Consider the following 19,981-nt stretch of genomic DNA (forward strand, 5'->3'; position numbering starts at 1 on the left):
CCGCTTGTCTATAAAGCGCTAGCAGCTATCAATTAAGGAGCATTCAAAGCCAGCGCCTGCTGCTGCAGGACCACGAGGTCGGCAATGCCTTTTTCAGCCAGGGCGAGCAGCCGGTCCATCTCGGCGCGGGTGAAGGCGGCGCCCTCGGCCGTGCCCTGCACCTCGACGAAATGGCCCGCACCGGTCATCACCACGTTCATGTCGGTGTCGCAGTCGACGTCTTCCACGTATTCGAGGTCGAGCAGCGGCGTACCCTGCACGATGCCCACGGAAATGGCGGCCACGGGCTGCACCAGCGGCGACCGCGTGATCTTGCCGCTGGCCATCAGCCGGCTGACCGCATCGTGCGCCGCCACCCACGCGCCGGTGATGGCCGCGGTGCGGGTGCCGCCATCGGCCTGGATCACGTCGCAGTCGAGCTGGATGGTGCGCTCGCCCAGCAACTTGAGGTCGAACACCGCGCGCAGCGACCGGCCGATGAGGCGCTGGATCTCCTGCGTGCGGCCGCTTTGCTTTCCGCGCGCGGCTTCGCGGTCGTTGCGGGAATGCGTGGACCGGGGCAGCATGCCGTATTCGGCAGTGACCCAGCCTTCACCGCTGCCGCGCTTGTGCGGTGGCACGCGCTCTTCCACCGATGCGGTGCACAGGACCTTGGTGTTGCCGAACTCGATCAGCACCGAGCCTTCGGCATGCATGGTGTAGTGGCGGGTGATGCGCACAGGGCGCAGTTGGTCGGCGGTGCGGCCGCCGGTGCGGTTGAAAGTGGTCATGGTGGTGTTAGTTCTCAAAGAATGCGGCCCACCGGAGTCACCCCGTGCGAAGGCCTAAAAAAGGAAAGTCCAACGGTCAATCCGCACACGGCCGGCAATGCACGGGCACTGTTGGCGGCAGCGGGCGGTGATTCGTTCAGCGTGCGTACCGTCCCGCTCAGCTCAGCTCACGCCAACCATCGCGGCACAGCATGAATCACGTCGTGCTGGCGGAGCTGCACGGCCGAATGGCACGGTAGCTCACCGGTCGCAGCGGTGCACCAGAAGCCGCATCGCGCACAGCGGCACGGCGTAACGCGTCACGCCTTTCTGGCCGCAGACCGTCGAATCGCCTCGTTGATCTCTGCAATGGAGCGCTCGATGGCTTCGTCATCGAGGTCGTCCACCAGCCCGTCCAGCGGGCCGGCCTGGATGGTGGACGCGAACACGTCGTCGCTGATGCTGTCGGTGGACACGCCCTGGGTGGACTCGAAGGCGTCCGGCGTTTCCCACTCCAGCGCGATCACCGTGACGTTGTCGCTGCTGTCGCCGGCCTTGCGCAGCGCGGCCTCCACCAGGTCAGGCACGGAATGCGAGACGGTGTTGCGGGCGAGCTGTTTGGAGATGTCGTCGTCGCTGAGCGTGCCCCACAGGCCGTCGGAGCACAGCAGGATGCGGTCGCCCTGCTCCAGGTACACCGGGCCGGTGATGTCGTAGATCGGCTTGGTGGGAGAGCCCAGGCAGGTGAACAGCACGTTGCGGTTGATGCGCTCCAGGCCCGGTGGCGGCGAGTTGCGCAGCTCCATGTACGAGTGGTCGCGCGTGCGGGTCAGCAGGTCGCCGTCGCGCACCATGTACAGGCGCGAATCGCCGCAGTGGATCCAGGTGGCCGTGCCGGCCTGTACCACGGCGGCCACCAGGGTGGTGCGCGGTGTGTCGAGCATGCCCTTGTCGGTGGCGTAGCGCAGGATCTGGTGGTGGGCCGCCAGCAAGGCACCCGAGAGAAACTCCTGCACGTCCTTGAGCTGGGGCTTGGCCTCGCGCTGGAACAGCGCCGAGATGGTCTGCAGCGCGATCTGCGCGGCGACCTCGCCCTCGGGGTGTCCGCCCATGCCGTCGGCCAGCACGAACAGGCCCGATTCGCGCGTGTAGCAATAGCCCATGCGGTCTTCGTTCTTCTCGCGGCCGCCGCGGCGGCTGATCTGGAATACGGAGAACTTCATGGGCGCCCCACCCCCACCCGCTGGGCGTCAGTCGTGTTCATTTGGGTTTGGCTCCGATACCGGTGGCTTCGCCCACCTTCTGCACATTCTTCTTGGTGTCGGACACGAGCGTGTCCAGCTGCAGACGCATTTTTTCGCCGACGGACAGCTTGGTGTAGCGGCGCTCGCCCTCGCGGCTGAGCTCCTTTTGCAGCGCGAACACGGACTGCGGGCGCGACAGCGGATCGAGGGCCATGCACCACTCCACCACCTCGATGAGGTTGTCGGAGTACACGCCGCGCAGCTTGGTCAGCGCAAGCGAGAGGCGGTCCTTTTCGATGCGCTGCGGCGCCTCGTTGGGCGGAAAGCCCTGCATGCAGGCATAGATGCAGGCGCCGATGGCGTAGATGTCGGTCCAGGGGCCCATCGACGAATCGCGCCGGTACATCTCGGGCGCCGCAAAGCCGGGGGTGTACATGGGGCGGATGAAGTTGCCTTCCTTGGACAGCACCTCGCGCGCGGCGCCGAAGTCGATCATCACGGCCTTGTTGTCGTCGGTGATGAAGATGTTGGCCGGCTTGATATCCAGGTGCAGCATCTTGTGCTGGTGCACGATGCGCAGCCCGCGCAGCACCTCGTCGAACAGCGAGCGGATGGTGGACTCGCGAAAGACCTTCTGCGTCTTCAGGTCGCGCGCAGTGATGATGAAGTCCTGCAGGGTCGCACCCTCCAGGTAGTTCATCACCATGTAGACGGTTTCGTTCTCGCGAAAGAAGTTGAGCACGCTCACCACGGAGGCGTGGGAGATCTGGGCGAGCGAGCGGCCCTCTTCGAAGAAGCTCTTGAGGCCCAGGCGGTACAGCGAGAGTTTTTCGGAGGGCACCTTGGGCAGCAGCTCGCCGGGCGCACGGGTGGCCAGCGAAGAGGGGAGGTATTCCTTGATCGCGACCTGCTGGCCTTCGCTGTCGGTGGCGAGGTACACCACACCAAAGCCCCCGGAGGACACCCTGCGAACCACGCGGTATCCACCAATGGCGGTGTCGGGCGGCAAGGGCGCCGGCTTGATTTTTGACATATTTTGCGAAGATGACTCAGGGGTAGAGCGGAACCCGGATAATCGCCGGATCGCAAGCAACCATCAAAAAGTCCAATGCCAGTTTACAGCATGACCGGATACGCCAGCGCACAGCATGGCACGTCCGCCACTGGCGCAGAAACCGATGCCCGAGCGACGCCGTCGCGCCGGCTGGGGCTCGAAATCCGCTCGGTCAACAGCCGCTTTCTGGACCTGTCTTTCCGCCTGCCCGACGAACTGCGCGCGCAGGAGCCCGCCCTGCGCAGCCTGCTGACCGCGCGCCTGAAGCGCGGCAAGGTCGAAGTGCGCGCCGCGCTGGAGTCCGAGGACAGCAACACGCTGCAGGACCCACCCCCGCGCCTGCTGCAGCGGCTCAATTCCATCCAGGACTCCGTGAAGGCCTGGCTGCCCAACGCCGCCCCCCTCACCGTGGCCGACGCGCTGCGCCTGTGCGCCAACGCCCCCTCGGCGAGCGAAGACTGGAGCGACGCGGTTCCTGCCCTGGCGGAAGACGCGCTCGACGCCCTCATGGCCGCCCGCGAACGCGAAGGCAAGCGCCTGGCCGCGATGCTCCAGGACCGCCTCAAGCAGTTGCGCGCCCTGGCGGCGCAGGCCGTCCCCATGGTGCCCCAGCTGGTCGAGCAGCAACGCACCCGCTTCATGGAGCGCTGGAAGGAAGCCATGGCGCTCACCGACGGCGCCGTGGCACCCGAGGCCGCGCGCGACCGCGCCCTGACAGAGGCCACGGCCTTTGCCATCCGCATCGACGTGGCCGAGGAAATCACCCGGCTCGACTCGCACCTGGACGAAATCGAGCGCCTGCTGAAAAAGGGCGGCGAAGTGGGCAAGCGCCTGGACTTCCTCATCCAGGAGCTGCACCGCGAGGCCAACACCCTGGGCTCCAAGTCGGCCGCCCTCGACCTCACGCGCATCAGCGTCGACATGAAGGTGCTGATCGAGCAGATGCGCGAGCAGGTGCAAAATATTGAATGACCCCCGTGTTTTGATAGCGCTGAGCGCCTATTCGCTATGGACTATCCAGGAAATCTCTTCGTAGTGGCGGCGCCCAGCGGCGCCGGCAAATCCAGCCTGGTCAAGGCCCTGCTGGAGCTTGACTCCCACGTGCACCTGTCGATCTCGCACACCACCCGCCCTCCCCGCGGGCAGGAAAAGCACGGGCGCGACTATTACTTCGCCTCGCAGTCCGAGTTCGACGCCATGATCGAAGGCAACGCCTTCGTGGAGTGGGCGCATGTCCACGGCAACCGCTACGGCACCTCCAAGAAAGCCATCGAGGAGCGCATCGCCCAGGGCACGGACGTGATCCTGGAGATCGACTTCCAGGGCGCCTTGCAGATCAAGCAGGCGTTTGCCAACGCCATTTTGGTGTTCATCCTCCCGCCCAGCTGGGAAGAGCTGCGCTCGCGCCTGGAGCGCCGGGGCGAGGACTCTGCGGACGTCATCGAAGTGCGCCTCAAGAATGCGGCCGAAGAGATGGCCCAGGTCGGCAAATTCGACTTCGTTATAATCAACGAGTTGTTTGAACGCGCGCTTTTCGACCTGAAAGCCGTGGTTCATGCCCAGCGCCTGAAGTACGCCGCCCAGCGCCGCGCGCGTGCTGACACCTTCCAGTCGCTCAATATCACCTGAATCCCCGGAGTACACCCCATGGCACGCATCACCGTAGAAGACTGTCTGGAAAAGATCCCCAACCGTTTCCAGCTCGTGTTGGCGGCCACTTACCGCGCTCGCATGCTGAGCCAGGGCCATGCTCCCCGTATCGAAAGCCGCAACAAGCCCGCCGTGACCGCCCTGCGCGAAATCGCCGAAGGCAAGGTGGGTCTGGAGATGCTCAAGAAGGTTCCTGGTTGAGGTTTCTGCCGGGCCGCGCCCGCAAAAAGCACCGCGCCAGCGGTGCTTTTTTTTGCACCGAACTCGCCGGGTGCGCACCCGCGCTACATTAAAGGCATGAACGCGGTGCTCAACTCACCTTCTGCAACGCAGCCCCGGCCTGGCGATTCGCCCTCGGCAGGGACACTCTCGGCAGCCGCAGCGGCGGCCAATGCAGCCGCGGCCAGCTTTGCCGCGCTGACCGACAGCCTGGACTACCTGGATGCCACCAGCATCGAGCAAGTGCGCCAGGCCTACCGGTTTGCCGACGAGGCCCACCTGGGCCAGTTGCGCAACAGCGGCGAGCCCTACATCACGCACCCGATCGCGGTGGCCGCGCAGTGCGCCACCTGGAAGCTTGACGCCCAGGCGCTCATGGCAGCGCTGCTGCACGACGCAATGGAAGACTGCGGCGTCACCAAGGCAGACCTCATCGACCGCTTCGGCGCGCCGGTGGCCGAGCTGGTGGACGGCCTCACCAAGCTCGACAAGCTGCAGTTCAACACCCGCGAAGAAAACCAGGCCGAATCCTTCCGCAAGATGCTGCTAGCCATGGCCCGCGACGTCCGCGTGATCCTGATCAAGCTGGCCGACCGCACGCACAACATGCGCACGCTGTCGGACATGCCGCGCAGCAAATGGGGCCGCATCTCCTCGGAAACCCTGGAGATCTACGCACCCATCGCCCACCGCCTGGGCCTGAACCAGACCTACCGCGAACTGCAGGACCTGTCGTTCCGGCACCTGCACCCCTGGCGTTACGCCACCCTGTCCAAGGCCGTCAACAAATCGCGCAACCGCCGCCGCGACCTGGTGCAGCGGGTGCAGACCGAGGTCGATGCCGCCTTCTCCAAGATCGGCATGCAGGTGCGCCTGGCCGGCCGCGAGAAGACGCTGTACGCCATCTACCAGAAGATGGACCTCAAGCACCTGAGCTTTGCCCAGGTGACCGACATCTATGGCTTTCGCGTCATCGTGCCCACGGTGACGGACTGCTACACCGCGCTGGGTGTGCTGCACCAGATGTACAAGCCCGTGCCGGGCAAGTTCAAGGACCACATCGCGATTGCCAAGCTCAACGGCTACCAATCGCTGCACACCACGCTGGTGGGCCCCTCGGGCGTCAACATCGAGTTCCAGATGCGCACCGACGAGATGCACGTGATCGCCGAAGCCGGCGTGGCCGCGCACTGGCTGTACAAGGCGCAGGATGGAGACGGTACGTCTGCCGAACGCCTGGGCACCAAGTGGCTGCAGTCGCTGCTCGACATCCAGAACGAAACCCGCGACGCGGCGGAGTTCTGGGACCACGTGAAGGTGGACCTGTTTCCCGACGCGGTGTACGTGTTCACGCCCAAGAGCCAGATCATGGCCCTGCCGCGCGGCGCCACCGTGGTCGACTTCGCCTACGCCATCCACAGCAATGTGGGCGACCGCACCACGGCCGCCAAGATCAACAACGAGCAGGTGCCACTGCGCACCGAGCTCAAGAACGGCGACGTGGTGGAAGTCATCACGGCGCCCATCTCCACGCCCAATCCAGCGTGGCTGGGTTTTGTCCGCACCGGCCGTGCACGCTCGAAGATCCGGCACTACCTCAAGACCCTGGCCCAGACCGAATCCGAAGGCCTGGGAGAAAAACTGCTGACCCAGGCCATCCGCGCCGAGGGCCTGGAGCAACTGCCGCCGGTCTCCGCGGAATCACAACCCCTGTGGGACAAGCTGCTTCGCTTTACGGGCAACCGCACCCGCAGCGAGCTCATGACCGACCTGGGCCTGGGCAAGCGCATCGCCAGCATCGTGGCCAAGCGGCTCATGGTGTTGATGTCCGAGCACGGCCACCGCCCCGACGCCCTGCTCATGACGCGGGAGCGCTACACGTCGCACGAGACACTCTCGCAAGGAGCGGTGACCCTGGACGGCAGTGAAAACGCATCGGTGCAATACGCCTCGTGCTGCCGCCCCGTGCCGGGCGACAGCATCGTCGGCTACCTGGGCCGCGGCGAAGGCCTGGTGGTCCACAACGCGCATTGCACGGTGGCCAAACGGCTGCAGCACAAGGACAGCGAGCGGTTCATTGCGGTGGACTGGTCGGACGAGCCCACGCGCATGTTCGAGACCGGGGTCGTAGTCACCGTCACCAACGGCAAAGGCGTATTGGCCCGCGTGGCCGCAGAACTGGCCAACTCGGAAGCCGACATCACCCACGTGGACATGGATGACGAGGCCGCTCTGGACACCACGGACTTGCGGTTCATCGTGGCAGTGCGGGACCAGACCCACCTGGAAACCGCGCTGCGCAACCTGCGCCGCACGCAGGCGGTCATTCGCGCCGCACGCATCACCCCACAGGCTGCCTGAACGTCCAGCAGCGTCGGCCGGCCCGGCGTCTGCGGCAGCCCAGCTCAGCCTGCGCGTTCGGTGCGCGGCGGGTACTGCACTGCCACCACTTCCAGGCTTCGCACACCGCCCGGCGTGGGTAGTTGCACCTCGTCGCCCACCCGGGCTTTCAAGAGCGCGCGCGCCACCGGAGAGATCCAGCTCACCTGCGACTCGCGGCTGTCCGCCTCGTCAATGCCCATGATGGTGATCGTGCGCTCCACCCCTTCGTCATCGAAGTACGTGACCGTGGCGCCAAAGAACACCTGATCGCTGCCTGCGTGCAGGCTGGGGTCCACCACCTCGGCAATCTCGAGCCGCTTGGTGAGGAAGCGGATGCGCCGGTCGATCTCCCGCAAGCGTTTTTTGCCGTAGAGATAGTCGCCGTTTTCAGACCGGTCTCCGTTGCTGGCCGCCCAGTGCACGGCCTCCACGACCTTGGGGCGCTCGTTGTCGATCAGGTCCAGCAACTCGTCCCGCAGCCGCGCATAGCCGGCCGGGGTGATGTAGTTCTTGCCGCCAGCAGGCAGCGCTGGCAACGCCAATTCGTCCTCATCGGACGCATCGGTTTCCTTGGTAAAGGCCTTGCTCATCGCAGATATCCCCTGTCAGCGAGTAACGCTGGGACAAATGAAAAAGCCTGCAATCTTGCGATTGCAGGCTTTAAACATTGGTGCGGCTGGCAGGAATCGAACCCACGACCCCTTGGTTCGTAGCCAAGTACTCTATCCAGCTGAGCTACAGCCGCTAATCTTTGAATTATAGCATGATTTCTTGGCGACCCTTGAAAATCATCATTTTTTGTTGACCCTTGCTGCTAGCAGCACATCAACAAAAGCACAATTCAGCGCAAGCCGAGATTGTAATGCACTGCAGCACGTCCAAAAGGAAAACGGGCTGAAGCCGGCAAGAAAAATGGCTTTGATCTGCAAACACCGCCCACGCATCGATGGTGGTTGGTGGTGGTAGGGCGTGTTGGACTTGAACCAACGACCAAAGGATTATGAGTCCACCGGGGAATCGAGGCCCGGAGCGGGCTTGACGCCTGTTCGTGTTCCGCAAATTTCCCGGGCGCGTCATGCCGCAGCCCAGCGCTGGCGCGGCGCCTTTTTTCTTTGCGGAACAGTTCCGGCCTACTTCGGCCAAGCCGCCCGCAGCCCCAACGGTTCTTTTGCGGGCGCTGGATCGACGGGCCGCGTGCAAATGGCCAGGGCTGCCACCAGCTGCACCTCGTAGCCTTCGCGGCGCTCGATTTCGGCCGTGGACGCCTGGACGAACTGGTCGACCGTGGCTCCCGGGCGAATGGCCTCGGTCGGCATGATCGGGCGGGGCGGCGTCGGCTCCTGGCAAGCCACGGGCATGGCGACGTTCACGCGCTGGATTTCCACATTGTTTCTGGTCGCGCAACCCATGGATAGAGCGCTAGCAGCTATCAAAACAGTAGCGGTTTTCATGGCTTCGCCCTCCCCTTCAGCCAATCATCCACCCGGGTCTGCGCGCTGGCGCACACGTCACCCGGCACCGGTGCGGGCGTGGACAGGATCGTGTCGGCCCGCTGGTTGTGGCCCTGGGCCTTGCCGGCGGCCGCGGCGCGCGCTGGCGCGGCATCCCGGGCCCGTTGGGCTGCCAGGTCGCGCAGGGCTTCGACGCTGTCGCTGCACTCGCTTGCCGCCTGCCGCGCGCCGTCGCGCTGGCCCTCCATATCGCGCAGCGCGGTCTTGGCCTCGGTGGTGTCGTCGCGCTGGCCCAGGTAGGCCCAGCCCAGGGTGGCGTTCGCGGTCAGGCTGATGACCAAGGCAATCAGGATGGGGTTCATGGCAGGCCCTCCACGCAGCGCTGCGTCTCGTCCGCGCGCCGGTTGGCCAGGCCCTGCACGAAGCGCATGGAGCCGTCCGGCTGGCGCACGTAGGACCACACGGGCCGGCCACTGTCCGACAGGCCCAGACGGCGGCAGCCCAGCGCCCAATCGCCAGCGTTCCAGGCTGCCATGGCTTGGCTGGTGCACGTGCCCCCTACACCGTTGTTCCAGGCGTGGCTGGTGGCCATGTCGAACACGGATTGCGGCGGCGTCCGCTTGAAGCACTTGGCCAGGCGCGTCTGCAGCGCCTCAATGGCCGACGCTTCCTCGCGCGCGCACTGCTCAGCCGTCCAACGCTGGCCCACGATCACCGGCGTGCTGGTGACGTGGTTGGTGATGCCCTTGCAGACGGTGGGGAGCCCGCCTGCCAGCCTGTCGGCGTAGACCAGGCCCGGGTCAGACTTGTCGGGCTCCCACTTGGCGAGGATGGCCGTGACGCCAGCAGAGGCCGCGAGCAGCAGCCCGCCGGCCACCTTGATCAGTTTGGCCTTATCGCTCATCTTCATCATCCTCGATGGGGTTGGCGGGATCCGTCCACGGACCAGCCATCGGCGCAAGAGCCCCGAAGTCGGTTGCGGGGGGCACACTGATACCGGCGCGCGCCATTTCCATGCGGAACTTCTGCCACTCTTCGAGGCGCTGGTCGGCTCTCTCCTTCAGGCGGGTGTCGATCTGGAACTCCAGGTCGCGGCGTTTGCTGGCTTTGCGCTTGTAATGAAAGTTGACCAGCAGGCCCAGCAACGTGGCCAGCGCGCCTGCGATGCCCAGGGCAAGCTCAGCTGTCAGCCACCCGAGTCCAATGGTTCCCATGCCCGTTGCCGTCAGCTTGCTGCCCACGTTGGACAGCGTGTCGATGGTCTCAGTTTTCATTCATGCACCCTTTTGTTCAAGACCGTCGCGCCAGCGGACCGGTAACGCTGCTGCTCGGCCGGGCCCTGCACCTGCAAGCCCTTCCAGCCTTCTTTGTCGGCCGACTCCGGCACGTGGCTCCAGATGAAAGGCACCACCCCCCAGCACCGCGGCTCGCTGTGCGCGTAGGCGACGAAAGGTGCGGGGTCTTGGTAGTAGGCAGCGCCGGGGATCACCATCACCTGCTGGTGCAGCGCGATCACCTCCATCAGGTCGGCATGCGCGCCCTTGGTCAGCACCTCCGACTGCTGCGCGTAGTTGTCAATGCCGACGATGTCGAACTCATGCAGGCCGTGCAGGTTCACGGCGCTTGACCCATAGATGCAGACGTACCGCACGCCGGCCAGCTCGTGGTAGTCGGCCGCCACGCGCTTAAGGATGGCCACGGCCCCCAGCAGGTCGGCCTCGCTGTTCGCGAACAGGTTGGGTTCGTCCATCGGGGTCAGGTACGCCACGCGGCCCAGCAAGCCCCGGGCTCGCAGGTCTGCGAAGAAAACGCGCAGGTCAGCCTCGGCGCTCGGTGACAGCGCCTTGCGACTGTCCTTGCCGGTGGGCCTCATGAGTTGCGCACTGCAGTCCAGCACCAGGCGGTGCGGGTAGCCGCGCACTTCATCCTCCAGGGCGTCGAGGCCGTAGAACTGGGCGTGCCACAGCAGGCTGGTGTGATCGGCGGTGGCCGCCATCTGACCAGGCAGGCTCATGTAGTAGCAGTAGTGCAGGTCGCTGCGCAGTACCGACGGCAGGGCAATCGATGCCTCTCCCCAGCCGCCGCCACAGCCAGCAAGCAGCGTCGATGCGAGGAACGCGCGGCGCTTCATACGTGGTCCCCCGACGGGTCGAACGGGTCGAGCAGCGGTTCGGCCCAAGTGGCTACCGCTTTGCGCCAGCCGGTGCTCTGCCGGTTGTGGCGCTTCAGGCGGCTGGTGACGGTGAATTCGCGCGGCAGTTCGCCCAGCAGCAAGGTGAGCACCAGGGTGTTGCAGAGGAAGTCGAGCAGCAGCCCAGCGAACAACACCGGGTAGCCGAACACCTTTGCCGTTGGCGTCAACAGGTCTGCGTCTTTCGCACGTTTCAGCGTCATGACGGCCAAAAAAAAGACCCAGAGGGTCCACAGCAAGAGAACGCCCCACAGGGGCCAAAAGATGGGATGTGTCATAGCTGGGCCCTCAGTGCTGCGATTTGTGCGTCGAACTGTTTGAGCAGCCGATAGCCCTTGTTCTTGGCCTCCAGCTGCGCCTCGGTGTAGCCAGCTTCCTCGGCTTCCTTTTTCATGGCGCCCAGGATGAACTCGCGGTTGATGCGCGGCATGAGCTGATCTCGCTCAAGCCGTTCAATAATTAGCTGCACGAGCTCCTTGGTGGTGAGCTCGGTCTCGCCGTCTTGAGCCGCAGCCACGCGCCATTGTTCGTGCGGGTAGTAGGCGCGCGCGAACTCTTCACTTGCTGTAATGGCGTTTGTGACCTCGCCTGCTTCGTTCAGTAGTTCGATGCGCATGGCTCAGGTCTCCTCGATGAAGATGGCGACGAAGAGGGCTTTCCCACCTGCGGGAACAGCGGCCAAGGTGGCCGCATTGCTCGCGACAACACCCCCGCTGCCGGCAGCAAAGCCCGGCGTGCCGGAGCCGGCGCTACCTACGCCAGTGACGGCCACCACGCCAGCGGACGCCGCGAAGTTGCCCGCCAATTGGCCTGCAGCAGCGACATCCGTACGACCCCCAAGTGCGCCACCGCCCCCCGCGTTGCTGGAGTCGTCGCCAGCAATGCCGCCGCCGAAGAAGTCGATGCCGTAAGTGGCCAGCGCTGCGACGATGTCGGCAGGCGATGCCGTGACCGCCAAGCCCTTGATGTTGGGCCCGGCGGTGAGCGCGTTGTCGGCAGCGTTGCCGCCGGCGCCCGCGCCGCCGGTGTTGCCCGTGCCGGTGCCCGTGCGATCGCCGCCGCGGCCGCCAGGGGCGCCGCCACCCGTGGCGACTGCCGCTGTGCTGTTGGTGGTGGAGCTGTCACCCGCGCGTGTGCCCGTCTGAGCCGTGAGGCCCATGGCGTTGACGCCACCGCCACCAGTAGCAATGCGGGCCGTGCCCGCGGCGTTGGTAACGTTGCCACCGCGACCGCCCGGGAATCTCAACACGCGGGCCGTGCCGCCGGTGCCACCCGTGCCGCCGTCGCCGCCATTGGCAGATGCCACGCCCGATGCCGCTACACCTTTTTTGCCGCCCACCACAGACAGCGAGTAGCTGTTGGGGCCGGTCACCGTGGTGTTGGATGCGTCATTGCCGTTGGTCGAGACGCCGACGCCAACGGATGGCAGGCCTGCGCCAGGTGCGCCCAGAGTGGCGGTGAACGTATCGCCAGCAGCAACGTCCACCACGTCAAAGGCAATTTCGCCAGCGCCGGCGCCGGTGGCCAGCCGCTGCGTGGATGCGGTGCTGTTAATCGCCGCACCTGAGCCAGCAGCCGCAGCGGCCAGCAGCAGCATCTTCCCGCTGACGGGCGAGACTACCGCGCCCGACTGCGTGAGGATGCGCAGCTGGCGGACGATGCCGCCCGTCGAATTGATACCGTCCAGGTTGTTGAGTGTCGTCATCAGGTGAGTCCTCGCGTTGCGTCTTCGAAGTAGCGGTCCAGCTGGCGGAAACCGGCCTTGATCACCACGCTGCCGCGCGTCACCGTGCGGTCTTTGGTGGTGCTGAAATTGATGGTGTAGGAGCCCGAGGCGATGACCTCACGCACGCCGAAGTAGTCGCCCTTCGCCCAGATCACACCCACCATGCTCAGAATCAAGCCTGCCGCTCCGATGAGATAGCGGACGCCGGGCACGACCGTGGTGTTTCCCGTGATGACGGCAGACGGTGTCACCCCGGCGTCGAGGCTGGTCCAGTCAGCGCTGATGCCCGGCTCGGAGGCTGCGACGTCGGCCAGGTTGTTCAGCAGCAACCAGAATCGGCCGCCGTGCTTCACACATGCAGGTTTCGCCAGCGCACCGGTGAGGCTGCTCCAGAGCCCTTTGAAGTTGGCGGCGGCCAGGACGACGTCTTGAACGTCTGAAGCCACAACTGCAGCCGATTGCGCCTGGTCCGCGCTTTCTACTGCCGCCACAGCATTTGTGTAAGTTGCTGTGGCAATTTCTCCCTGTCGATTGAATGCCACGGGCAGCGACGTTGCCGCGTCATAGGCCTCCTGGTTGAAGTTGGTGCTGCCGAGTTGCGGGTACACCGAGGGCAGGATTACCGCGGGTGGAGAGACAGGTGTGGTCATACGTTCCCTTTGATCTGCAGGCTCACCGAAGCGGTGGGCCACGTGTCTGACCGGACGGTTCCGGTGATCTTTCCAACGGTGGCGAGGTGGCTGTACTTGGGCAGCTCGCTCACCTCCATGGCAACTGCTTTGCCCAGGATCTGATCGAGCAGCAGCTTCGCGGCAGGGGCCTGTATCGAGTCGATGACACAGGTCAGATTGATGTTTGTGGCCAGGCGGCCCTGGACATCGAGATAGGTGCCATCGCGCCGGGTGCTCTCTTCCTGGTACGAGTAGTCCTGCGTCGAAGACTCGACTCCGTACTGCACTCCGCTGGTGTTGGCAATCGGGGCCAGCAGCGTTTTCCAGGTGCCCACGCTGATGAAGCCGATGGCGGCCTCGACCGCGGGGTTGTTGCGCGTCACCGTGATGGTGATCTCCACGTTCGGGTGGATCGGCAAGTCCTTCAGCGTGAAGTAGGTGCCGCGCTGCAGGTCGCCGAACAGGTACTCCCACTCGCCGAAGGCCTGGGCCCACAGGTCGCGGTTCACGACGGGCGGGATCAGGTCCGTGCCGCCGGTGCCAGCCTTCACGCTGATGCTGATCTTGTCGCCCTCAATGCCGTAGATGGCCACGCCCGTGACGAATCCGGGATTGAGCACGAATGTCACATTGCCAGCGCGCCGGGCCTTGGTGAACAGGTACTTGTCGAAGGGCGCCATGCGGTTCGTGGGCGCACGCTCGTCCTTCAGCCACCAAGTCGCCGCATTGGCACTGCCTGGCTCATAACCGTTCTGAGGCGACGCATTGATGGCCTGCACGCACTCGTACCAGTAGCCATTCCATGTACGGCGAACACCTTGTGCGTACGTCGTGCCCGTCACCCACGCCTGTTCTGCTGGCGTTGTCGAGGTGTCCACATCGGGGATATTGGTCCCCGCGCCGAACATCGCGCTGGTGATGACCTTGGGGATCAGGATGTTCATGCTGGTACAGCCCTGTTGCGCAGCACGGTGCCGCCGTTGGATACGGTGTCGAACTGCCGACCGAGCTGCGGCAGCGGCTGCGTGTTCTTCTCGATGGCCTCAAGGCGCGCGGCCATGGCGGCGTTCTGCTCCGTCAGCCGATTGACCGCGACCACCAAGTCAGCATTGCTGCTGCCCATGCCTGGATTGGCGGCCGGGTTGTAGGCCTTGGGCACGATGGCCTCGCCCTCGTGGATCTGGGCCAGCATGTCGCGGGGAACGTAGTTCGTTCCAACGGCAAAGCGCGGGATGCCGGCAGCGTCCAGCGCGGCATTTACATCGCGCTCCGTGAACCCGTAGAGCAGGGCCAGATCACGCGCGGTGCCGCCCTGATCCTTGATGTCTGCGGCAAGTCCACTCAGATCGCCCGTGCCGCGGTACTTGTCGAAAGTGGGTTCCAAAGCATTCAGGCGCGCGATCTCTGCGGGGTCTCGTTCGTAGTCGTAAATCGTGCCTACGCCGCTGATAGTCGCTGTGGGTATGCCGTATCGAGGATTAGCCGCACCCCCCGAACCCGCGCCGCCCGCTGTGCCGCCGAACACAGCCCCACTGGAGGCGCGCCCACCCGAGGCTGGCTTCGTGTTCGCCACATCGGGGAACATCAAGGCCTGCAGCTCTTTGATGGCGTCCGCGACGCTCAGCGTGGCCTTGTAGGTGCCGTTCGCGATGTCGATCTGGTCGCGCCAGTAAGCCAGCGTGCGGTCGAGCTGGTCGGTTTGGCCTTCCAACTCCTTAACCGTGCGCTGCGAGTCGGTCAGCTGCTTGCCAGAGATCTCTTCCAGCCCGCGCAGCTGGCCGGCCAGCACCAGGCGCGCGCGGTCTGCCTCGAACTGGCTGTTGATGCCGACCCCGGCGCTGATACCCGTGCGCGCCGCGCCGATGGCTTCTGCGAGCTGGTCGGCGTCCGGCAGATAGCCGGAGCTCCGCGCGGTGGCCAGCGCCTGCGTGATGAATGCATTGCCCTGCTGCGCCTGCTGGGCGCGCGTGGAGTCCACCTCGCCGTAGAGCTCGCGCACGTTGTCGTGCAGCAGGTCGAAGATGCTGCCCACTGTGTCTGCCACTTCGCGGGCGACGTCAAGCTGGGATTCCAGCGCCTTGCGTTCGGCACCGATGGCGCGCTCCAGCGCGGAGTAACCCGCCTCGCGCAGATCCTCCTGCTGCTTCCTCAGCGTCTCGGTCGTGTCCTCGGCCGCGCTGGTCACGCCGGCGAAGGCACCAGACAGTGCCAGCAGCGTGGCGTAGGTCTTGCGGCCTTCCTCGCTCATGTCCTTGGACGCGGACTCGACCAGGGCCCGGTACTTGGCGCGGGCGTCCTTGTCGTTGATGTCGGGAAGCTTCAGGCCCAATCCCTTGAACTGCTCTTCCAGCTGGCGCTGCACGTTCGCGCGCTGCTCTTCCGGGCTGAAAAAGTTGCTGTAGTACGTGTTCAGGTTGCCCAGCAGCTTGTCGAATCCGCCAGACACTTCCGCGATGCCGGCCGCCGCGTCGAAGCTCAACTTCGCCAACTCGTCCATGCCCATGGCGTCCAGGGCCGTCTTGAACTGGTTCACGCCGACGATCTGGGCGTTGATGGACTCCAGCAGAGCGTTCGCGGCTTCTTCGCTCAGACCCTCGGCGTCCACATCCTTGATCATCTTCTTGATCGACTCTGGGATGTCCGTGACGGTCTGCAGCGCTTGGATCGTGGACTGCTTCAGGTCGAGCGTGAAGTCCGCCAGCGCTTGCTTGAAGTCCGGGCTGTTGGTGCTGAACTTCTCGTACAGCGTCTGGGCGTAGTTGTCGCCCTTGCCCGATTCGCCGAAGGTGCTGCCGTCTGCGAAGATGCCGCCGGCAAACACGCCGCCGCGGCCCTTGCCAGAGGTCTCCAGGCCCGCGGAGTAGCCCGACAAGCGAGCCTTGGAGCCCAGAGCCTCCAGGAAGGAGTTGATGCCCTTGGCGGTGCCCGACACGGCATCCCGGATCGCAGCCTCTTGGGCCACGGGGTCGCCTTCAAGGCGGTAGGCCTGGCCGTTGGTCAGCGCGATGTTCTGGCCGTTTGTGAAGTCGCGGTCGTACTGCTGGCCGACCATCGTGTAGGTCTGGCCGCGGCGCTGGTTCGTCACGCTGCCGTCGAAGGCCACGCCGAACTGCCCGCCGGTGCGGGTTTCGCCCTTGGTGGCCTTGGCGATGGCCATCAGCGCGCCAATGCCCAGCGCAATCGGTCCCAGCGCGCCCGCGATCGTGCCGATGCCGCTCATGATGGAGCCAGCACCGATCATCTGCCCACCAGCCGCAAGCGTGCCCGTCAGGCCGTTGGCAAACAGACTCTGAAAGCCGTAGTTGGCGCCAATACCGAACGCGCTGGTGCCAGCTGATATCGCCGAGCCGACGTTGCCCAGCATGCCGAGACCCGATCCGCCGCCCGCGGCGGCAGCTACTCCACTCGCAGCAGCGCCACCACCGCCACCGAACAAACCCATCACGTTACCGACAATGTTCACCACGAACTTCTGCGCAAACAGCTTGTACAGCTGGTCAGCAACCGTCGTTTTGAAGGTGGTGATCAGGGAGCGAGTGAATGACTTCCAGCCATCTTTGCCGTTATTCAGCATGTCGGCAAAGCCGCGGCGGAAGATGTCTTCGTAGGTCGAGACGGACTGCTTCCACTCATCCAAGAACGCGCGGCTGGATGCGTTGGCCGTGGCAATGGCGGCGGCCGCTCGGGCCTTGGCGCGCTCTTCCTCGCGCTGCTGCTCGTTGAATCCAGCATTGGCGTCAATGGCCGCAATCTGCTTCTTCAGGTCGAGCTCGATGCGGTACTGCTCCAGGGCGGTGTTGCGGGCGGTCTCCCCCAGGCCCATCAGCGACAGCTCGTACTGCAGGGCCTTGTTCGCTTCATCGATGCCGTTGGCGTAGCCATTCACCGCGGCGCGGCCGGACTCCCGGGCCTTGCTCTCTGCAACGTATGCCTGCGCCAGCTCTTCCTCTGCCGCGACCAGTTCCCGGTATGCGGCCACGTTGAGCTTGACCAGGTTCTTTTCGCGCTCCTGCGCGTCGAGTTTGTCCAGCAGCGCCAGCGCATCCGCCTTGTGGGCTGCCGTGATGGTCTTGGCCCCGGCGGCCAGTTCCGCCAAAAGTTTGATGCGCAGTTTGTCGGCCTCGTTGAGCCGCCCAGAGAAAAGCAACTCCTGCTCGTTCGCCTTGATCTTCTCGTTGATTGAAGCCACGAGAGAGGCATAGGCGCTCTGCTCCTTGTTGACCGCTGCGGCTGCGCCCTTGTCCTTGAACTGGTCTCGAATCGCAGCCTCACCGCGCGCAATAGCACTATCCGAAAGCAGATCGGAGCCGGGGTTTGTAGCGCGCAAATCCTTCAGCTGGCGCCGGTAGTCCTCCAGCGCCTTGTTCATCTGCTGCTGCTTCGTCAGGCCCTTGTCCTGGGTCTTTTGCAGTGCCTCGGATGCGGCAATGGCGTCCTTTTCGGCCTGTGCACGCTGGGATTGCGCCTCGGCGCCGCGCTTCATCACACGCTCCTGCTCGCTCAGCAGGTTGATCTCGTTGCGCAGCGCCTCGATACCCTTCTCGCGCGACGCACGCATTGCCGGGTTGTCCACGGCCAGAGGGGTGTCGAGCTTCTGCTGAAGGTTCGCGCGAGCGGTCTCCAGCTGGGTGGCCAGGGTGTCAGGGCGGCCCACGTTGAGCATCTTGTCCCAGGCCCATTTGGCGGCGTCGCCGACGCCTTTCCAAGCGCGCTCGACGTAGCCCAGGCGACCCTCCAGCGTGGCGGCCACGTTCGCCATGGCTTGGTCGTACGTCTTTTGCGCGAGCGCTGCGGCTTCCAGGGTGCGGCCCTGCTCCTGCAGCGCGCGGATTTGTTCGAAGATCGCCGCCGTCAGGTAGTTGTACGTCTCGTTGAGCTTCTTCGAAGCCTCGACGGGCGCCTTGCCCAGCTCTGCGAATTCCTTGGCCGTGTCCTTGACCGCAATACCCACGCGATCCAGTCGCACGGCGGTCTCTGCGAATTTCTCCAGGTTTTCAGACGCGACTTTGCCGGTCCCCGCGAGCTGGGCCAGGGCGTCAGCTGCGGCCCCTTGCGTGCCCACCGATGCGCTTACGCGCGCTGCCATCAGTTGCAGCTGCGTGGCGGTCGTGCCGGCGGCGTTGCCCGTGAGCGCCAATGAGCGAGCGTATGCATCGGCCTCAGCGCTCCCCTGCTTGTAGGCGACCGCCAGCGCGACTGCAGCCGCGGCAGCAACCGTCAGCGGGCTGATCAAGCCGACGACATACCCGCCCAGCGCGCGCGCAGCGTTGCCGGCGCCGCCGAACATGTCCTTCAACTGCCCGCCCTGCTGCAGAAAGACCGTGAGCGGCGCCTGGCCGCCCTGAAGGCTGGTCACGATGTCCGTGAACTGGGCGGGTACGCCGCGCAGCGCTGCCGCGGTCTGGGCGGCTGAAACCCCCATCTTGTCGAGCGACCCGGTGGCCACACGCTGAGCTTGCTGCGCCTGCACCTCCACCTCGCGCAGGCGCTGCAGCATGGGCTCGAACTTCTTTGGGTCGAGGCCCTTGTCGCTGATGTTGAACTCCAGGCGCTGGGACGCGGTCTTGCCCAGCAACTCCAGCTCGTTCGTGGCCTTCTTGATGGCCGCCGACATGCGGCTCTCGGCGCGGGTGAACTTCTCCGCGCTCGCGCCGGCGCCGTCACCGATCTTGTCAACCGCCTGGCCGGCCTTGCCTGCAGACGTCGCGACCTCATTGGCCATCTGCTGGGCTTTGTCGCCAACCCGGTTGAAGGCGCTTTCCGCCTGTTCCGAGTTGACGACTACCTCGCCCTGAATTCGCAGGTCAGATGTCATGGGTGCCCAAATGGAAAAGGCCCGCCGATGGCGAGCCCAAGAAGAGGAAAACCGCCCGGAGGCGGCTATGTTTCGGAGCGGTTCTCGCTCATTTGCTCGAGCGCAGCGCGCTCCAGGATCTGCACGTCCTCGAATAGCTCTTGCCATTCGTCCGACGTTGCGGTCATGCGATCAAGGAGCGGATAAAGCGCCTCGTACCGCAGCCCAGTTGGCCCGCCCATCGCCACGTTCCACTGGGTTTGCACTTGGCAGAACAACTCGAAGGCCTGCCAGTTTTCCGGCCAGACCTCGACGGGCGCCTCTCCGTTGCGCGCCGCGAGCGCCGCAAGAAATGGATTGGCCGAGACATCCTCGCTCTTGGTGTAGAGCGCCGTCCCGGCCGTCTTCAGTTTCCCAGGCGCCCTTCAGTGATCGCGGCGCGGTAGGTCTCCATGATCGCTGCCGCGGCTGCGGGAAATTCGTCAGACAACTGCTGCACGTTTGCGTGGGTTAGCTCTTCGTCCAGGTTCCAGCCGTCGATAACGTCCATGATGTAAGCCGCGTTCTGGCCGGCAGTGCGCTCCATCAGCTCGGCCATGCTGAACTTTTCGCCTTCGGGCTTGTTCGTGGCGCCGGCGGCTTCGACCACCTTGTCAATGAATGCACCGAATTCGGACCGCGTGCGGTACTTGTAGCTGCACTCGATGGAGCCCTCGCCGCCTTCCAGCAGCTGAAACTTGACGATGCGCTTGAAGTTCTTGGGGCGCTTGCCCAGGGTGATTTTGGAGGCCATGAAAGTCTTTCTTCGCAGGGTTGAAAACGCCCGTGCGCACCCCGGCCGTCCCTGCGA

21 protein-coding genes and 1 tRNA gene are annotated in these 19,981 nt (G+C 64.8%); 4 read left to right on the top strand and 18 right to left on the bottom strand.

The annotated features are described in order from the left end of the window. Nucleotides 1-32: 32 nt before the first annotated feature. From rph to ACSQ3D_RS02160, 3 genes are all read right to left on the bottom strand, one after another. Complete coding sequence (rph, locus tag ACSQ3D_RS02150; protein WP_436125770.1) at nt 33-770, bottom strand: ribonuclease PH; 738 nt, start codon at nt 768-770, stop codon at nt 33-35. 299 nt (nt 771-1,069) lie between these two features. Continuing rightward, nucleotides 1,070-1,972 carry a PP2C family protein-serine/threonine phosphatase gene (locus tag ACSQ3D_RS02155; RefSeq protein ID WP_056415680.1) on the bottom strand — a complete coding sequence of 301 codons (903 nt, stop codon included), beginning with the start codon at nt 1,970-1,972 and terminating at the stop codon, nt 1,070-1,072. Between the two features lie 37 nt (nt 1,973-2,009). Beyond that, nucleotides 2,010-3,026 carry a serine/threonine protein kinase gene (locus ACSQ3D_RS02160; RefSeq protein ID WP_056415675.1) on the bottom strand — a complete coding sequence of 339 codons (1,017 nt, stop codon included), beginning with the start codon at nt 3,024-3,026 and terminating at the stop codon, nt 2,010-2,012. A gap of 75 nt (nt 3,027-3,101) precedes the next feature. On the opposite strand from ACSQ3D_RS02160, the gene ACSQ3D_RS02165 reads away from it, so the two are divergent. The 4 genes from ACSQ3D_RS02165 (at nt 3,102) to ACSQ3D_RS02180 (ending at nt 7,277) form a co-directional block, all read left to right on the top strand. Next, the gene (locus ACSQ3D_RS02165) at nt 3,102-4,019 is read left to right on the top strand and encodes a YicC/YloC family endoribonuclease (protein ID WP_436125771.1); all 918 of its coding nucleotides are present in this window, start codon (nt 3,102-3,104) and stop codon (nt 4,017-4,019) included. A 36-nt stretch (nt 4,020-4,055) separates the two neighbouring features. Beyond that, nucleotides 4,056-4,676 (top strand): guanylate kinase, encoded by a 621-nt coding sequence (gmk, locus tag ACSQ3D_RS02170; RefSeq protein WP_056415663.1) that lies wholly within the window; start codon nt 4,056-4,058, stop codon nt 4,674-4,676. An 18-nt stretch (nt 4,677-4,694) separates the two neighbouring features. Continuing rightward, nucleotides 4,695-4,898: a DNA-directed RNA polymerase subunit omega gene (rpoZ, locus tag ACSQ3D_RS02175; protein WP_005794722.1), complete on the top strand. Its 204-nt coding sequence runs from the start codon at nt 4,695-4,697 to the stop codon at nt 4,896-4,898. Nucleotides 4,899-4,994: 96 nt separating this feature from the next. Further along, nucleotides 4,995-7,277, top strand: coding sequence for a RelA/SpoT family protein (locus ACSQ3D_RS02180; protein WP_436125772.1), 2,283 nt, complete (start codon nt 4,995-4,997; stop codon nt 7,275-7,277). A gap of 44 nt (nt 7,278-7,321) precedes the next feature. On the opposite strand, the gene greB is transcribed toward ACSQ3D_RS02180, so the two are convergent. The 15 genes from greB to ACSQ3D_RS02255 form a co-directional block, all read right to left on the bottom strand. Further along, nucleotides 7,322-7,888, bottom strand: a complete 567-nt coding sequence (gene greB, locus ACSQ3D_RS02185) for a transcription elongation factor GreB (RefSeq protein WP_396503580.1) — start codon at nt 7,886-7,888, stop codon at nt 7,322-7,324. A gap of 78 nt (nt 7,889-7,966) precedes the next feature. Next, nucleotides 7,967-8,043 (bottom strand) — tRNA-Arg (locus tag ACSQ3D_RS02190). A gap of 385 nt (nt 8,044-8,428) precedes the next feature. Further along, nucleotides 8,429-8,749, bottom strand: coding sequence for a hypothetical protein (locus tag ACSQ3D_RS02195; protein ID WP_436125773.1), 321 nt, complete (start codon nt 8,747-8,749; stop codon nt 8,429-8,431). Continuing rightward, nucleotides 8,746-9,111: a hypothetical protein gene (locus ACSQ3D_RS02200; RefSeq protein ID WP_436125774.1), complete on the bottom strand. Its 366-nt coding sequence runs from the start codon at nt 9,109-9,111 to the stop codon at nt 8,746-8,748. The genes ACSQ3D_RS02195 and ACSQ3D_RS02200 overlap by 4 nt, the downstream gene beginning before the upstream one ends. After that, nucleotides 9,108-9,653, bottom strand: coding sequence for a lysozyme (locus ACSQ3D_RS02205; protein ID WP_436125775.1), 546 nt, complete (start codon nt 9,651-9,653; stop codon nt 9,108-9,110). Before ACSQ3D_RS02205 ends, ACSQ3D_RS02200 begins: the two co-directional genes overlap by 4 nt. Continuing rightward, entirely contained in the window at nt 9,643-10,023 is a 381-nt protein-coding gene (locus tag ACSQ3D_RS02210) for a holin (RefSeq protein WP_436125776.1), read from the bottom strand. The genes ACSQ3D_RS02205 and ACSQ3D_RS02210 overlap by 11 nt, the downstream gene beginning before the upstream one ends. Next, nucleotides 10,020-10,880, bottom strand: a complete 861-nt coding sequence (locus tag ACSQ3D_RS02215; RefSeq protein WP_436125777.1) for a hypothetical protein — start codon at nt 10,878-10,880, stop codon at nt 10,020-10,022. The genes ACSQ3D_RS02210 and ACSQ3D_RS02215 overlap by 4 nt, the downstream gene beginning before the upstream one ends. After that, nucleotides 10,877-11,218: a hypothetical protein gene (locus tag ACSQ3D_RS02220; protein WP_436125778.1), complete on the bottom strand. Its 342-nt coding sequence runs from the start codon at nt 11,216-11,218 to the stop codon at nt 10,877-10,879. The genes ACSQ3D_RS02215 and ACSQ3D_RS02220 overlap by 4 nt, the downstream gene beginning before the upstream one ends. Continuing rightward, a complete protein-coding gene (locus ACSQ3D_RS02225; RefSeq protein ID WP_436125779.1) occupies nt 11,215-11,556 on the bottom strand; it encodes a hypothetical protein in 342 nt (113 codons plus the stop codon). The genes ACSQ3D_RS02220 and ACSQ3D_RS02225 overlap by 4 nt, the downstream gene beginning before the upstream one ends. 3 nt (nt 11,557-11,559) lie before the next feature. Further along, nucleotides 11,560-12,645: a hypothetical protein gene (locus ACSQ3D_RS02230; RefSeq protein WP_436125780.1), complete on the bottom strand. Its 1,086-nt coding sequence runs from the start codon at nt 12,643-12,645 to the stop codon at nt 11,560-11,562. Then, nucleotides 12,645-13,316: a hypothetical protein gene (locus ACSQ3D_RS02235; RefSeq protein ID WP_436125781.1), complete on the bottom strand. Its 672-nt coding sequence runs from the start codon at nt 13,314-13,316 to the stop codon at nt 12,645-12,647. The genes ACSQ3D_RS02230 and ACSQ3D_RS02235 overlap by 1 nt, the downstream gene beginning before the upstream one ends. Next, nucleotides 13,313-14,281 (bottom strand): hypothetical protein, encoded by a 969-nt coding sequence (locus ACSQ3D_RS02240; protein ID WP_436125782.1) that lies wholly within the window; start codon nt 14,279-14,281, stop codon nt 13,313-13,315. The genes ACSQ3D_RS02235 and ACSQ3D_RS02240 overlap by 4 nt, the downstream gene beginning before the upstream one ends. Then, on the bottom strand, nt 14,278-19,152 hold the full coding sequence (locus tag ACSQ3D_RS02245; protein WP_436125783.1) for a phage tail length tape measure family protein: 4,875 nt from the start codon (nt 19,150-19,152) through the stop codon (nt 14,278-14,280). Before ACSQ3D_RS02245 ends, ACSQ3D_RS02240 begins: the two co-directional genes overlap by 4 nt. A 65-nt stretch (nt 19,153-19,217) precedes the next feature. Then, nucleotides 19,218-19,541, bottom strand: a complete 324-nt coding sequence (locus ACSQ3D_RS02250; protein ID WP_436126168.1) for a DUF1799 domain-containing protein — start codon at nt 19,539-19,541, stop codon at nt 19,218-19,220. Continuing rightward, entirely contained in the window at nt 19,538-19,924 is a 387-nt protein-coding gene (locus ACSQ3D_RS02255) for a phage tail assembly chaperone (protein WP_436125784.1), read from the bottom strand. Before ACSQ3D_RS02255 ends, ACSQ3D_RS02250 begins: the two co-directional genes overlap by 4 nt. Nucleotides 19,925-19,981: the final 57 nt, after the last annotated feature.

This window comes from Acidovorax sp. LjRoot117 (assembly GCF_964252695.1).
GTDB lineage: Bacteria > Pseudomonadota > Gammaproteobacteria > Burkholderiales > Burkholderiaceae_C > Acidovorax.

Excerpts from the sequence above, each read along its gene's own strand:
- ACSQ3D_RS02195 (WP_436125773.1), bottom strand. The coding sequence starts at position 8,749 with ATGAAAACCGCTACTGTTTTGATAGCTGCTAGCGCTCTATCCATGGGT.
- ACSQ3D_RS02215 (WP_436125777.1), bottom strand. The coding sequence starts at position 10,880 with ATGAAGCGCCGCGCGTTCCTCGCATCGACGCTGCTTGCTGGCTGTGGC.
- ACSQ3D_RS02210 (WP_436125776.1), bottom strand. The coding sequence starts at position 10,023 with ATGAAAACTGAGACCATCGACACGCTGTCCAACGTGGGCAGCAAGCTG.
- ACSQ3D_RS02225 (WP_436125779.1), bottom strand. The coding sequence starts at position 11,556 with ATGCGCATCGAACTACTGAACGAAGCAGGCGAGGTCACAAACGCCATT.
- ACSQ3D_RS02180 (WP_436125772.1), top strand. The coding sequence starts at position 4,995 with ATGAACGCGGTGCTCAACTCACCTTCTGCAACGCAGCCCCGGCCTGGC.
- ACSQ3D_RS02160 (WP_056415675.1), bottom strand. The coding sequence starts at position 3,026 with ATGTCAAAAATCAAGCCGGCGCCCTTGCCGCCCGACACCGCCATTGGT.
- greB (WP_396503580.1), bottom strand. The coding sequence starts at position 7,888 with ATGAGCAAGGCCTTTACCAAGGAAACCGATGCGTCCGATGAGGACGAA.
- ACSQ3D_RS02155 (WP_056415680.1), bottom strand. The coding sequence starts at position 1,972 with ATGAAGTTCTCCGTATTCCAGATCAGCCGCCGCGGCGGCCGCGAGAAG.
- ACSQ3D_RS02205 (WP_436125775.1), bottom strand. The coding sequence starts at position 9,653 with ATGAGCGATAAGGCCAAACTGATCAAGGTGGCCGGCGGGCTGCTGCTC.
- ACSQ3D_RS02255 (WP_436125784.1), bottom strand. The coding sequence starts at position 19,924 with ATGGCCTCCAAAATCACCCTGGGCAAGCGCCCCAAGAACTTCAAGCGC.
- ACSQ3D_RS02220 (WP_436125778.1), bottom strand. The coding sequence starts at position 11,218 with ATGACACATCCCATCTTTTGGCCCCTGTGGGGCGTTCTCTTGCTGTGG.
- ACSQ3D_RS02245 (WP_436125783.1), bottom strand. The coding sequence starts at position 19,152 with ATGACATCTGACCTGCGAATTCAGGGCGAGGTAGTCGTCAACTCGGAA.
- rpoZ (WP_005794722.1), top strand. The coding sequence starts at position 4,695 with ATGGCACGCATCACCGTAGAAGACTGTCTGGAAAAGATCCCCAACCGT.
- ACSQ3D_RS02230 (WP_436125780.1), bottom strand. The coding sequence starts at position 12,645 with ATGACGACACTCAACAACCTGGACGGTATCAATTCGACGGGCGGCATC.
- ACSQ3D_RS02165 (WP_436125771.1), top strand. The coding sequence starts at position 3,102 with ATGCCAGTTTACAGCATGACCGGATACGCCAGCGCACAGCATGGCACG.
- ACSQ3D_RS02240 (WP_436125782.1), bottom strand. The coding sequence starts at position 14,281 with ATGAACATCCTGATCCCCAAGGTCATCACCAGCGCGATGTTCGGCGCG.
- gmk (WP_056415663.1), top strand. The coding sequence starts at position 4,056 with ATGGACTATCCAGGAAATCTCTTCGTAGTGGCGGCGCCCAGCGGCGCC.
- ACSQ3D_RS02235 (WP_436125781.1), bottom strand. The coding sequence starts at position 13,316 with ATGACCACACCTGTCTCTCCACCCGCGGTAATCCTGCCCTCGGTGTAC.
- ACSQ3D_RS02200 (WP_436125774.1), bottom strand. The coding sequence starts at position 9,111 with ATGAACCCCATCCTGATTGCCTTGGTCATCAGCCTGACCGCGAACGCC.
- rph (WP_436125770.1), bottom strand. The coding sequence starts at position 770 with ATGACCACTTTCAACCGCACCGGCGGCCGCACCGCCGACCAACTGCGC.